Origin of the sequence: Shewanella sp. SG44-2, assembly GCF_014164215.1 — a bacterium.
Classification (GTDB): Bacteria; Pseudomonadota; Gammaproteobacteria; order Enterobacterales; family Shewanellaceae; genus Shewanella; species Shewanella frigidimarina.
The window spans coordinates 1-15,023 of record NZ_JACJEU010000047.1 but is presented as its reverse complement, the minus strand read 5'-3'; the positions used below and the strand labels follow the sequence as shown (position 1 = coordinate 15,023).

The 15,023-nt window shown below is 42.6% G+C and carries 6 protein-coding genes; all 6 read left to right on the top strand.

The features are described 5' to 3' along the window. The first annotated feature begins 332 nt into the window (after window positions 1-332). The 6 genes from pdhR (at window position 333) to H5181_RS19795 (ending at window position 14,703) form a co-directional block, all read left to right on the top strand. On the top strand, window positions 333-1,085 hold the full coding sequence (gene pdhR / locus H5181_RS19820) for a pyruvate dehydrogenase complex transcriptional repressor PdhR (RefSeq protein WP_182751839.1): 753 nt from the start codon (window positions 333-335) through the stop codon (window positions 1,083-1,085). Window positions 1,086-1,176: 91 nt separating this feature from the next. Then, the gene (gene aceE / locus H5181_RS19815) at window positions 1,177-3,843 is read left to right on the top strand and encodes a pyruvate dehydrogenase (acetyl-transferring), homodimeric type (protein ID WP_011639191.1); all 2,667 of its coding nucleotides are present in this window, start codon (window positions 1,177-1,179) and stop codon (window positions 3,841-3,843) included. 11 nt (window positions 3,844-3,854) lie between these two features. After that, entirely contained in the window at window positions 3,855-5,837 is a 1,983-nt protein-coding gene (aceF, locus tag H5181_RS19810; RefSeq protein ID WP_182751838.1) for a dihydrolipoyllysine-residue acetyltransferase, read from the top strand. A gap of 199 nt (window positions 5,838-6,036) precedes the next feature. Then, a complete protein-coding gene (gene lpdA, locus H5181_RS19805; RefSeq protein WP_182751837.1) occupies window positions 6,037-7,467 on the top strand; it encodes a dihydrolipoyl dehydrogenase in 1,431 nt (476 codons plus the stop codon). Between the two features lie 399 nt (window positions 7,468-7,866). After that, window positions 7,867-12,330, top strand: a complete 4,464-nt coding sequence (locus H5181_RS19800) for an EAL domain-containing protein (RefSeq protein WP_182751836.1) — start codon at window positions 7,867-7,869, stop codon at window positions 12,328-12,330. Window positions 12,331-12,438: 108 nt separating this feature from the next. Continuing rightward, window positions 12,439-14,703 carry a patatin-like phospholipase family protein gene (locus H5181_RS19795; protein ID WP_182751835.1) on the top strand — a complete coding sequence of 755 codons (2,265 nt, stop codon included), beginning with the start codon at window positions 12,439-12,441 and terminating at the stop codon, window positions 14,701-14,703. Window positions 14,704-15,023: the final 320 nt, after the last annotated feature.

Below are 15,023 nucleotides of genomic sequence, written 5' to 3'. Positions count from 1 at the left end.
AGGACAGCTTCGCTGCTAAGATTCTAGGACAGCTTCGCTGCTAAGATTCTAGGACAGCTTCGCTGCTAAGATTCTAGGACAGCTTCGCTGCTGAGATTTTATAGCTTCTAGCAGCGTAGCGCTCTAGTTTCTAGGATTTTTCGGGTAAATGGTCTGACCCCTTAAGCATAAATTTCAGTTATGCTCTGGGCTTGAGCGTTTTAAACAAAGCGGTGTTCTTTTGTCGGTATGCTGATAACTAGACATGGCTTGTATGATTTGATAAAGTGCGCTCTCTCATATTAATTGGTAAGACCAATTGACAATTGCTTGTTTAGGGAGCAGAGCGCTACATGGCTTATATTAAGATTAACCAGCCAAAAATTTCTGATGTGATCATGGAGCAATTGGAGCGGATGATCCTTGAAGGCAGTTTGCAGCCTGGTCAGAAACTACCTCCTGAACGCGAACTCGCGGTACAATTTGAAGTGTCTCGTCCTTCATTACGTGAAGCGATTCAAAAATTAGAAGCTAAAGGGTTGCTCATGCGTCGTCAAGGCGGTGGCACCTATGTTAAAGAACAACTGTGGCAAAGTCTTGCCGATCCTATCGTTGAATTAATGCATAACGACTCAGAAAGTCAGTATGACTTACTCGAATTCCGTCACGCCACAGAAGGCATGATGGCGTATTATGCTGCGCTGCGCGGCACCGATGCGGATATGCAGAATATTCAAAAACGAATTATTGAAGTAGAAGCAGCGACGAATGTGGAGGCCAAAGCTGCTGCCATTGTACGTTTTTATCGTGCGGTTGCTGAGGCGTCACACAATGTTGCTATGTTGCATTTAGTATTAAGTTTAACCCCTGTGCTGCACAAAAATGTTGCACAAAATTTGGAGCTTTTAAGCATACGCGAAGAAGCTTCCACCATGGCAAATGATCACAGACGCGCGTTACTGGCTGCGATTATACGCCGGGACCCAGACGCTGCACGTGAAGCTTCGAATGAGCATTTAAGCTACATCGAAGAAGTCATGTTGTCAGTAAGAGAAGAAGACAGTCGGTTGCAACGTAGTTTGCGCCGTTTAAAGAGCGGCGTGTAACACTTGTCACTTTGAATAAGAATACACTTTTGCTGTGTCAACAAGCAGCAAAAAGCCGAAATATAATCCGTATATAGAGAAGGACTGCGAGATGTCTGAAGATATGCTTCAAGATTTAGACCCATCAGAAACTCAAGAGTGGGTTGATGCTCTACAAGCTGTGTTAGAGCAAGAAGGGCCTGAACGTGCACACTTTTTACTCGAAAAATTAATCGACAAAGCTCGCCGTAACGGTACTCACTTACCGTATAACGCGACTACTGCGTATTTAAACACGATTCCAGCAGGCCAAGAGCCAAACATGCCTGGCAACCAAGAAATGGAACGCCGTATTCGGGCGATTATTCGCTGGAATGCATTGGCGATGGTGTTACGCGGTTCTAAGAAAGATTTAGAGCTTGGTGGCCATATCTCAAGTTTCGCGTCTAGTGCGACAATTTACGATGTGTGTTTTAACCATTTCTTCCGTGCGCCTAACGAGCATGACGGTGGTGATTTGGTGTATTTCCAAGGCCATATCGCACCCGGTATTTATGCGCGTTCGTTCCTTGAAGGCCGTATTACTGAAGACCAAATGGCCAACTTCCGTCAAGAAGTTGATGGCAAAGGTCTTTCTTCGTACCCACACCCTAAGTTAATGCCTACTTACTGGCAGTTCCCGACGGTATCGATGGGTCTAGGTCCTATTCAAGCGATTTACCAAGCGCGTTATTTGAAGTATTTAACTGACCGTGGTTTAAAAGATTGCTCTAAGCAGACTGTTTACTGTTTCTTAGGTGACGGTGAGTGTGATGAGCCAGAAGCATTAGGTGCTATTGGTTTAGCTGCACGTGAAGAATTAGATAACTTAGTATTTATCGTTAACTGTAACTTACAGCGTCTTGATGGTCCTGTTCGTGGTAACGGTAAAATTATCCAAGAACTTGAAGGCGAATTCCGCGGCGCAGGCTGGGAAGTGGTTAAAGTGATTTGGGGACGCTATTGGGATCCGTTATTGGCTCGTGATACTAGCGGTAAATTATTGCAGTTAATGGAAGAAACCGTAGACGGTGAATACCAAAACTGTAAAGCCAAAGGCGGCGCGTATACGCGTGAGCATTTCTTTGGTAAGTACCCAGAAACTGCCGAAATGGTTGCTAACATGTCAGATGATGACATTTGGCGTTTAAACCGTGGTGGTCATGATCCTGTTAAAGTTTACGCTGCACTTGAACATGCACAAAAAACCAAAGGTCGCCCAACCGTTATTTTAGCTAAAACAGTTAAAGGTTACGGTTTAGGTGATGCAGGCGAAGGTAAAAACATCGCTCACAACGTGAAGAAGATGGGCGCTGAGTCTATTCGTTACTTCCGCGATCGTTTCAATATCCCGATCCCTGATGACCAGCTAGAAGATTTGCCTTTCTATCATCCAGGTCCAGACTCTGAAGAAGTGAAATACTTAAAGAGTCGCCGTGAAGCATTATTAGGTTATTTACCGCAACGCCGTGAAAAATTCACTGAAGAGTTAGAAATTCCTTCATTGAAAATTTTTGATTCGATTTTAAAAGGCTCTAATGGCCGTGAAATCTCGTCAACGATGGCGTTTGTACGAGTATTAACTGCGTTATTGAAAGACAAAGGTATTGGCAAGCGTATTGTGCCGATTATTCCTGATGAAGCGCGTACTTTTGGTATGGAAGGTTTATTCCGTCAAGTGGGTATTTATGCTCACGAAGGCCAAAAATATATTCCACAAGATTCTGATCAAGTGGCGTACTACCGTGAAGATAAAACCGGTCAGGTTTTACAAGAAGGTATTAACGAATTAGGCGCAATGTCATCTTGGGTATCAGCTGCAACCAGCTACTCAGTCAATAACATGCCAACAATTCCGTTTTACATCTACTACTCTATGTTCGGTTTCCAACGTATTGGTGACATGGCATGGGCTGCTGGCGACATGCGCGCACGTGGTTTCTTAGTCGGTGGAACTTCAGGTCGTACAACATTGAACGGCGAAGGTTTACAGCATCAAGATGGTCATAGTCACGTATTAGCTAATACTATTCCAAACTGTATCTCTTACGATCCAACTTACGGTTATGAAATTGCGGTTGTAGTGCAAGATGGTATTCGTCGTATGTATGGCGAAAATCAAGAAGATATCTTCTACTACCTAACCACAATGAACGAAAACTATGTTCAGCCAGAAATGCCAGCCGGTGCCGAAGAAGGTATTGTCAAAGGTATTTACAAGCTTGAAACAGTTGCCGGTAGTGGTAAAGGTAAAGTGCAGTTAATGGGTTGCGGTACGATACTTGAAGAAGTGCGTAAAGCTGCACAAGCATTAGCAAAAGACTTTGGCGTAAGCGCTGACGTATTCAGTGTGACTAGCTTTAACGAGTTAACTCGTGACGGCCAAGCTGCTGAACGTTGGAACATGTTGCATCCAACAGCTGAACCTAAGCAAGCGTATATTAGCCAAGTATTATCTGCAGACGCGCCAGCGATTGTGGCTACTGACTATATGAAGATATACGGCGAGCAATTACGTGCTTTCGTACCGACAGACTATAAAGTACTTGGTACTGATGGTTTTGGTCGCAGCGATAGCCGCGCAAACTTACGTCATCACTTTGAAGTAGATGCTAAGTTTATTGTTATTGCGGCACTGAAGTCTCTTGTTGAGCGTAATGAAATGCCTGTTGATGTGTTGACTAAAGCCATCGCTGAATATGGTATTGATGCTGACAAGATTAACCCACAGTTCGCGTAAGGGGATACAAAATGGCTGAATTAAAAGAAGTTTTGGTTCCTAACATCGATACTGATGCAGTACAGGTTATTGAAATTTGTGCTGCGGTTGGTGATTATCTTGAAAAAGAAGCATCAATCATTACAGTTGAAAGTGATAAAGCGACCATGGACATTCCAGCACCTTTTGCTGGTACGTTAGCAGAATTAAAAATCGCTGTCGGTGATACCGTTTCTGAAGGTACCTTAATTGCAATGATGAGTGCAGCTAACGCTGCACCGGCTAAAGCCGAAGCAGCTGCGCCAGCACCTAAAGCTGAAGCGCCAGTGGCACAAGCTGCAGCTCCTGCACCAGTGACGCCAGTTGCCGCACCAAGTGTTGGTAGCTCGGAAGTCATTGAAGTTAAAGTACCTGACATCGGTGGAGATACTGACGTGTCGGTCATCGAAGTATTAGTTGCTGTTGGCGATAGCATTGACGTTGATACGGGATTAATTACCTTAGAAACCGATAAAGCAACCATGGACGTACCGTCACCTAAAGCGGGTGTGGTTAAATCAGTGACTGTAGCCGTTGGCGACAAAGTGTCTGAAGGTTCATTGGTTATCACGCTAGAAGTCGCCGGTTCTGCACCTGTTGCATCTGCGCCACAAGCTGCCGCTCCGGTAGCACAAGCAGCTCAGGCTCCTGCAGCACCAGCCGCAACGACAACTCAAGTACAAGAAATTCATGTGCCTGATATTGGCGACGCCAATGATGTTGATATTATCGAAGTGTTGGTTGCTGTTGGTGATGAAATCACTGCAGATCAAGGGTTAATTACCCTTGAAACAGACAAAGCGACAATGGAAGTACCAGCACCATTTGCCGGTAAACTTGTGTCGTTAACGGTTAAAGTGGGCGATAAAGTGTCTCAAGGTAGCTTAATTGCGACTATTGAAACCACTAGCTCAGCACCAGTGGCACAAGCTGCACCGACTCAAGCAGAGCCTGCTGCAGCGGCAGCCGCACCAACGATGGCTGCCAATCGTCCATCAACTCCACCAGTGCCGTTTCACCCAAGTGCTGCTGTTACTGCGTCAACCGGCGTTGTTCATGCATCGCCTGCGGTACGTCGCTTAGCGCGTGAGTTTGGTGTTGATTTAACCAAGGTTTCTGGTACTGGCCGTAAAGCGCGTATTTTGAAAGAAGACGTGCAAGCGTTTGTGAAATACGAATTATCACGCCCTAAAGCAACTGCTGCTACAGCGGTTTCTGGTGATGCTGGTGGCTTAAACGTAATTGCAGCGCCTAAAGTTGATTTCAGTAAGTTTGGTGAAGTGGAAGAAATACCACTAAGCCGTATCCAGAAAATATCTGGTCCTAACTTACATCGCAACTGGGTAACCATTCCACATGTTACTCAGTTTGACGAAGCTGATATCACTGAGATGGAAGCATTCCGTAAGCAGCAGAACGACCTTGCTGCTAAGAAGAAAGCGGATTACAAGATCACTCCATTAGTGTTCATGATGAAAGCCGTCGCCAAAGCATTAGCTGAGTTCCCAGTATTTAACTCTAGTTTGAGTGCTGATGGTGAGTCGCTTATTCAGAAGAAGTACTTCCACATTGGTGTTGCTGTTGATACACCAAACGGCCTAATGGTTCCGGTTGTACGTGACGTTGATAAGAAAGGCATTGTTGAATTGTCGCGTGAGTTAACTGACATTTCTATCCGTGCTCGTGACGGCAAACTTAAGTCTGCTGACATGCAAGGTAGCTGTTTTACTATTTCAAGTTTAGGTGGCATTGGCGGTACGGCATTTACGCCGATTGTTAACTACCCAGACGTGGCGATTTTAGGTGTATCAAAATCTGAGATTAAGCCAAAGTGGAACGGTAAAGAGTTTGAACCTAAATTAATGTTGCCGTTATCGTTGTCATATGACCATCGCGTTATTGATGGCGCAATGGCTGCACGCTTTAGTGTGACCTTGTCTGCGATACTATCAGACATTCGTACATTGATTTTGTAAACTAAAAGGTCGCTCATATGAGCGACCTTTTTATTGTGATCGGTTTCAAACAAATTGATTTGAGTATAAAATGCGCCCATCCCAATTTTTTAGTCCACAATTGAAAGAAATTGGAAGTGAAACGTAAGTTTCAAGCTGGCGACATCGACATTTGGGCCGATCCGTCTTTCACACGGAATGAACAAGATTAGAGGAAATCATGAGCAACGAAATCAAAACTCAAGTAGTCGTACTAGGAGCAGGCCCAGCAGGTTATTCTGCGGCGTTTCGTGCTGCTGACTTAGGCTTAGACACCATAATTGTTGAGCGTTTCAGTACCCTTGGTGGTGTGTGTCTGAATGTTGGCTGTATCCCTTCAAAAGCACTATTGCACGTAGCAAAAGTCATTGAAGAAGCCAAAGCTGTTGCTGACCATGGTGTTGTTTTTGGTGAGCCAAAGATTGATTTAGACAAATTACGTGGTTTTAAAAACAAAGTAATTAGCCAGTTAACGGGCGGATTAGGCGGAATGTCTAAAATGCGTAAAGTTAACGTGGTTAATGGTTTTGGTATATTTACTGGTCCTAATAGCTTAGAAGTCACTGCTGAAGATGGCACTGTGACCGTTGTTCAGTTTGAACAAGCGATTATTGCTGCCGGTTCACGTCCAATTAAATTGCCATTTATTCCACATGAAGACCCACGTATTTGGGACTCAACTGATGCACTTGAACTGAAAGAAGTTCCTGGTAAGTTATTAGTAATGGGTGGCGGTATTATCGGTCTAGAAATGGGTACTGTGTATTCATCTTTAGGAAGCGAAATTGACGTGGTTGAAATGTTTGACCAAGTTATTCCTGCTGCAGATAAAGACGTTGTCCGTGTATTCACTAAGCAAATCAAGAAGAAGTTTAATCTTATTCTTGAAACTAAAGTGACCGCAGTTGAAGCAAAAGACGACGGTATTTACGTAACAATGGAAGGCAAGAAAGCACCTGCTGAACCTGTTCGTTACGATGCTGTTTTAGTGGCAATTGGTCGCTCACCAAATGGTAAGTCTCTTGCTGCTGAAAAAGCAGGTGTTAATGTTGATGAGCGCGGCTTTATCAATGTTGATAAGCAGTTACGTACTAACGTACCGCACATTTATGCTATTGGTGATATCGTTGGTCAACCTATGTTGGCTCATAAAGGTGTGCATGAAGGTCATGTTGCCGCTGAAGTTATTGCTGGTATGAAGCATTACTTTGACCCTAAAGTGATTCCTTCAATTGCTTATACTGACCCAGAAGTAGCATGGGTGGGTCTAACTGAGAAAGAAGCAAAAGAGCAAGGTGTTGCTTATGAAACTGCTACCTTCCCTTGGGCTGCTAGCGGCCGTGCAATTGCATCTGATTGCAGCGAAGGCATGACTAAGTTAATTTTCGACAAAGAAACTCATCGTATTATCGGTGGTGCTATTGTTGGTGTTAACGGTGGCGAATTATTAGGTGAAATTGGCCTAGCGATTGAGATGGGTTGTGATGCTGAAGATTTAGCATTAACGATCCATGCTCACCCGACTTTATATGAATCAATCGGTTTAGCTGCTGAAATGTATGAAGGTTCAATTACTGACTTACCTAACCCTAAAGCGGTTAAGAAGAAGTAATTTACGCTAACTAAATAGCCTTAAAAAAGCATTCCATTTCGGGATGCTTTTTTTTGTCTTTTTTTTGATATTTTAGGCTAGTCTTAATCATAACTGTTTGTAAGCCCTATTCAGTTATAGGGACATTTTGCAGCATGCCGATTTAGTCTGATTGAAAGTGAATCTAATTATGATTAGCTCGGGGGTGACTTTCCTATTAAAATAATGTTAAAACATTAATATTATTTATAAAAATCTCATTTTAATCGTCCAGAATAACGACAACAACCTATGTTGATTTTGGCGACAGAAAAAAATTATCACAACACCAAGATGATTAATGTGTGGATGACGATAAACCTGTTTTTACTACGTGTGGGGCTTGCCTGCATTTGATCACGTAAAGGATAAATTGAATTTATGACCAGAGCTGTATTGGTAAGCCTAGGCTGTTTTATATTATCCTTATTTACGGTATTACCTGCATGTAGTGCAGACATTGTTCAGCGAGTATTTAACGCTAAAGATGGTTTAGCTAATGCGACTATTCAAGACATTAGTTTTGACGGTTATGGTCACGTATGGCTGGCGACTCAACAAGGTCTTTATCGCGTTAGTAATAGTAAGGTAAGGCGCATTGATAAAGTGGGGTTTGACTCGGTACTTGATGATGAACTGATTACAACAGTCGTTAATTCTGGCCAAGACCATTTGCTTGTTGGTACTAATTCCTCGTTATATCTTTACAGTATTTTAGACAATCACTTCAGCTTATTGCTTAAACCTGAAGATAATGATGCGACTAATATCAATAACAGTATTCGCGTGGCGGCAACTCAGCGTCAGCTTGATGGACGGTTGCTGATGCTCGCTTACTCTGGCCAAGTGTATTATTTTGATGATGCTTCTCAGCAATTGTCTTTATCTCCAAGCCATTCATTAGACCACAATTTACCTTGGCGCAATGCGCTTGAGTTACACAACTCCCAGTATTTGTTTTCGACTAATCACGAACTTCAGCTTCACCAGGCCGATGGAACCTTCATTGGCACATTTCCGTGGTCTGATAAAAACGATTCCATCAGAAAGTTGTTCCAAGATAAACAACAAAGAGTGTGGATGCTGACATCGAAAGGGTTATTTAAGGTCGATATTGAGACGCTTACCGTGCAATCGGTGCCTGAAATCCCCTATTATGTTGATCAAATGGAACAAGATCTTAATGGTGATTTGTGGATTTCAAGCCGAGCAGGATTGATATTTTGGAGTCCAGAAAATAACAAATTAACCGTATATCGAGACGAGCTTAAGCAGCGAGCTAACATTGATTACATTCATGATATGGCGGTGGATTCTAATGGTTTATTGTGGGTTGGTGGCTCAGGTGATGGGTTGGCGGTGATTGCTGGTAAACCTCATTTTTTAATTGAAGATTATTCTAAAAAGCCACCCTATCAACTTGATAATGAAATGGTGTGGTCGGTATACAGCGAAGGCGATAAGGTGTGGCTAGGTACCGATGGTGGTTTGTCTGTAGTTAACACTCAGAACCAAACTTCAACCATGGTTATTCCCACAGGTTTTGCACTGAGCGACAGTATTTACCGGATTGAATCCTTGAACGCGGAGCATCTTGTGTTGGCCACTACCAGTGGCTTATATGTAGTCAATAAAAAGACTAATGTCAGTACCAATTTTGCTACATGGAGCGGTGGTAGCGAGTCACTAAACGATAGAATTGTTATTGGGATTTATCGTGATGAGCTAGACAAAGATGTTATTTGGTTTACCACCAATAAAGGTCTGTATTATTGGCAAGATGGTAATGCTGATTTAACGTTACAAGTTTTATCAGATGGACAGCAGTCATTGAGTAATACCTTTTATAAAGCTTTATTAAGGGATGATGCTGGGCATTTATGGATTAGTGGCGGTAAACATTTTGGCTATTTGACGACCTCTGGCGAATATATTTCTAAAGTGGATGTATTTGCTGATTTTACTAATGTCCCAACCATGAATAGTCTTATGCAAGTGTCACCGGGTGTTATCTGGTTAGGTACGTCCCAGCAAGGGATTTATCAATTCAATACTCAAACCGATGAGGTTATTTCGCTGGATCAACAGTGGAAGATCGATTGTAAAGTGGTGTTCTTTTTACAAGATACTGAAACAGATCATATCGTTGGCTGTGCCAGTGCCATTATTAAGGTTAATAAGGCGACAGGCAAAGTCAGTTCGTATAGCCATAAAGACGGTTTTATTTCCGATGAATTTAATGAGTCGGCAAAATTTTATGATCCTGCTAAAGGCTTTTTTGTAGGTACGCCAGACGGCGCAATGTTAATCGACCTCGATAAACTGGCGCCGCGCACTGTTAATGACAAAGTGATACTTGAATCTGTATCGGTGTTTTATGAAAACAATACCGAGGTTTATCTCATTCCAAGTCAATTGTCGCAAGTAGAACCCGGTGCCAGTTTAATTAGCTTTCAAATTGCCGTACTCGATTACCTTGATGATAAGCCGATGACCATACAGTATCGTTTGGTTAAAGATGGCGCAGACTCTGGCAATTACGTGCTATTAGAGGGCCAGTCACAGATTAATATTACCGGTTTAAGCGCTGGGGCGTATGCACTTGAGCTTTTATATAAAAGAAATGGTGTGTGGTCGAATGAGCCATTTCAATATCGATTTACGGTAAAGCAGTTTTGGTGGCGCTCGCAACAATTTACTGGTGCATTGATTTTTAGCATTTTGCTGATAGCCGCCATTATATTGTTATACAGACAGAGACAAATTCATCGTTTTAAGCAAATGAATCATGCATTGGTTGAAAGTGACGAACGCCTACGTCAATCGTTAAAAGGCAGCGACTCTGACCTATGGGAATGGCATGCATCAACACAAGTGCTGTCACTCGATAACCGAGGTGGGGTATTAGGACCAGACACGCACATTAACGTTAAATTAGAAGATATCCCAATACATCAAGACGATGTTGAGAGAATCACATCTGTGTGGCAGGACCTTGTTAACGGTAAAGTGGAGATGATTGATGCCGAGTATCGATATCGTAACCAGCATGATCATCAGTGGCATTGGTTACGCATTAAAGGCCGCGCTATTGAGGTAGATATTAACAATGGAAGGTTAATTTATGCTGCTGGGATGTATACCGACATCACTCAACAAAGAACCCTTGAAAGTGAAGCCAATTTATTAGCCCAAGCATTTGAAAATACCTCCGAAGGCATGTTGATATTAGACATGAAAAAGAACATAAAAATTAGCAACGCAGCGGCTAATTTAATTCTAGCGGCTAAAAAGAGTGATTTAGCTGGCAAACCTTTTTCCGATTTAGTGTTTGAGACAGTAGAGCCTTTTGACATGGAAGAGGTGTTCGATAAGGAGCGTTTTTGGACTGGAGAATGTGAGTTTAATTGCAGTGATGGTAGCCGATGCCCTGTTTGGATAAATGTATCGACCATGTTTAATATGAATGGTTCGGCATTACATTATGTGGTGGTATTTTCAGATATCACTGAACGTAAGCATAATGAGTTACATCTGCGCCGTTTAGCAAACAATGACATGTTAACTGGCTTAGCTAATCGAGCGATGTTTTCGCGTCGATTGGGCCAAGTTATTGAAACGGCAAAACAGCATAAAGAAACCTTAGCGTTATTATTTTTAGATCTCGACAGATTTAAACATGTTAATGACTCATACGGCCACAGTATGGGTGATGCATTACTCGTTGAAGCTGCAAGTAGGCTGCAGTCTTGTTTGTCTGAAGAGCATTTGTTGTGTCGCTTTGGCGGTGATGAATTTGTTATTTTGCTGCGTGATGCAAAAGACGTCGACACCATTAACCACATTGCAAAACAGTTATTAAAACAAATAGAAACTCCTTTTAAATTATACGGACGAGAATTTTTCATTTCGACCAGCATTGGTATTAGCATTTGGTCTGATGATGATCAAACGCCTGAAACCTTGATTAAAAACGCCGATTTAGCCATGTACCATGCTAAAGAAGAAGGCCGTGGTCATTTTCAATATTATTCAGCAGAACGTAATGCAGAAGCGTTGTATCACTTGCGCATAGAGGCTGATTTACATCGAGCGATACTGTGCAATGAATTTGAATTGTATTATCAGCCTCAGATAGATGTTGACCAACAAAATAATATTGTTGGCGTTGAAGCATTAATTCGTTGGAAACACCCAAAAGATGGCATGGTTAACCCCGATGTGTTCATTGGTATTGCAGAATCTTGCGGCTTGATTGTTGAGATTGATCGTTGGGTACTTACCCAAGCTTGTCTCGACGGTGCAGATTGGCATCAGCGATATCAAAGCGAGATAACAGTGTCGGTTAATGTGTCTGCAATGCATTTTAGACAACCAGATTTTATCGACTTTTTGACTGCGACATTGCATCAAACTGGTATGCCTGCTAGATGTTTGTCGGTAGAAATTACCGAAGGCGTATTGATGAAAGAAATTGATATTGCCAGCCAGCATTTACGCGCGTTAGAGCGGTTAGGTATTGATGTTGCCATCGATGATTTCGGTACCGGTTATTCGTCGCTTGCGTATTTACGTTCATTCCAAGTCAATATTCTGAAAATTGATCGCTCGTTTTTAATCCATATTGACACCCATCAAGCCGATCAAGCCATTGTGAGCAGTATTATTGAATTAGCTCGTAACCTATCCCTTGAGGTCGTTGCTGAAGGCGTGGAAACATCTGAGCAGCTTGCACAAGTCGTTCAGCGTGGTTGCCACATTATTCAGGGATATTATTTTGCCAAGCCGATGCCCAAAGTCGAACTTGAGCTCGATATTAAGCGACAAATGGGGATTAATGAATGATGTGTTCATTGATGATGCCAAGGTAATCTTCTTGCTGCTATCCATTAGTATGGGTATTGGTTAAATTTTGTTAGAATAAGTTGTTTTTACTTACTTTCGGAATGATTTATGCAACAAATTTTGCGCCTTAACTTATCTACCTGGTTTTTGGCTAGCTATATTTGCTTTAGCCTAGCAGTGCAACCTGTCTATGCTGCGAAAAAAGCCGCTAAAGAAAGACCCACTATTGGCTTAGTGCTGAGTGGCGGTGGGGCAAAAGGTGCTGCACATATTGGTGTGTTAAAAGTACTTGAAAAATATCATATTCCGGTCGATTACATTGCGGGTACCAGTATTGGCGCTTACGTTGCTGGTATGTACGCGTTAGGCTATAACGCCGACCAAATTGAAGAAATCATGCTCAGTGGTGAATGGTCTAAAGGCTACTCAGACACCATTCCGCGCGATAAGTTAAGCTATCGTGATAAACAGCAACGTGATCAGTTTAATATTCCACTGACTGTGGGTTATAACAATAATAGCTTAACCTCACCTAGTGGTTTGCTACGTGGTCAAAGCATGTCTCAACTATTACGTCACTCGACAGGCTTAGTCGAACAGTTTGGTGACTTTGATGAACTCGCGATTCCGTACCGAGCGGTGGCGACGGATTTGGCAACCAGTGAAGCGGTGGTGTTATCCAGCGGCAGTGTAGTACAAGCCATGCAAGCATCTGCCACAGTACCAGGAGCATTGCAGCCAGCACTGATTAACGGTCGTTTACTGGTTGATGGCGGAATTGCCAATAATATGCCTATCGATGTGGTCAAAGCCATGGGGGCAGATATCATTATTGCCGTCGATATTGGTTCTGCACTCACCAAACAAGAAAACTTGGACAGTACTATTGCCGTACTAGAGCAGCTCTCAACCATTTTGACTCAAGCGAGCACCGCCCGCCAAAAGACCTTACTGACGTCTGGTGATATTCTCATTCGTCCCGCCATTGATAGCCTAAGTACCACTGATTTTTCAATCATGCCATTAGCGCTTAAATTAGGTGAAGATGCCGCTATATTAGAGTTGGTGAAGCTAGAACCGCTTGGTATTGGTGAGCAAGACTATTTGGCTTATCAAGCGGATAAATTACAACAAAGCTTAATGTGGATCGATCCACTTAAAAAACCCATCTATAAAATTGCTTTTGATAATCAATCAAAAGTCAGCGAAAAATTACTGCGCGATCGTTTAGGGATTACCGAAGGCGTTGTACTAACCAAAGAAGAGTTAAATTTAGCCTTAAACCGAGTGTATTCATTGAATAAATTCGAGCGTGTCGATGCTGAGTTTGAAGATGTTGAGCAAGGCCGAATTTTAACCATTACCACCCGAGCAAAATCATGGGGGCCGAATTACTTTCAAGCAGGCTTTAACTGGGAAGATGACTTCACCTTAGATTCAGCTATTACGTTAAGCTTGGCTTACACCATGACCGACTTAACCGAAAATGGTGGTGAGTGGCGTAATGAATTAGAACTTGGGTATAAAAAGTTAGTCGGCACTGAGTTTTATCAGCCATTAGATCGTGATCAAACATTTTATAGCCTAGCGCGATTCCAGTATGAAATGAAAGATTGGGATTTAATTGATCAAGATAGCCGTTATGTTGAACTCGAAAATAATGTCGCTCAAATCGTTTTAGGTATCGGCTATAACTTTAATTCAGATGGAATTATCGAATTAGGCTTTGTCGGCGAAGATGGTCGGGTTAGCAGTGAATTTGGTTCGGTTGATTCACTAGATTATCATTCAACGGGTGGCTATTTTAAAGTGGCCTACGACAGCCTAAACAGCATTAGCTTCCCGACTGAAGGTAATCGAATTACCTTTGTCAGCTACTTAAGAGACGAATCCTACAATGGATTAAGCAATGTCGATACGACCTTTAGTGATGATCTTGCTTGGCAATTTGAAGCGGATTGGAAGGGTGCGTTGAAACTCGGAAATCACGCCATTGTAGGTAAGGTGGAGCTGGCGACCGTAGAGAATGACGGTAACTTTACCTTGCATGTGGCAGATTTAGGCGGTTTCTTGAATTTGTCGGGTTTCCGTAAAGACACCTTAATTGGTGCACATAAAGTGTTTGGGGCAGTGATTTATCAATACGATCTCGGCCGTGATGTATTGATCACCGACTTGCCTTTGTATTTAGGCACCAGTCTTGAAGCCGGTAATGTGTGGTTTGATCGTGATGATGTCGATTTAGATGATTTAATTTATGCCGGTAGTTTCTATCTCGGAACCGACACCGATTGGGGCCCTGCAGCATTAGGTTTTGGTTTTACCGACCGCGGTGAAACAGCATTTTACTTATTTGTTGGTAAAAACTTTTAAGCAGTCTATCTAAGCCAAAAGCCTAGAGCGCTTCGCTGCTAGGACGCTACGCGGCTAGAGGCTATAAAATCTTGGTGACGGGCGGTGGCAAGCGATGACGAGATAACAATCGAGCTAAAAGCCTAGTGGCTAGAGCGCTACGCTGCTAGAGGCTATAAAATCTTGGTGACGGGCGGTGGCAAGCGATGACGAGAGTATTGTGGCTTAATGAATCTGTACACCGATTGAGGTAAACTTCCCTTAAGATAAAACGGTGTAAAAAAGTAATGAAAACTCAACCAACTTACTCAACAGAATTTAAAATAGATGCTGCAAACCTC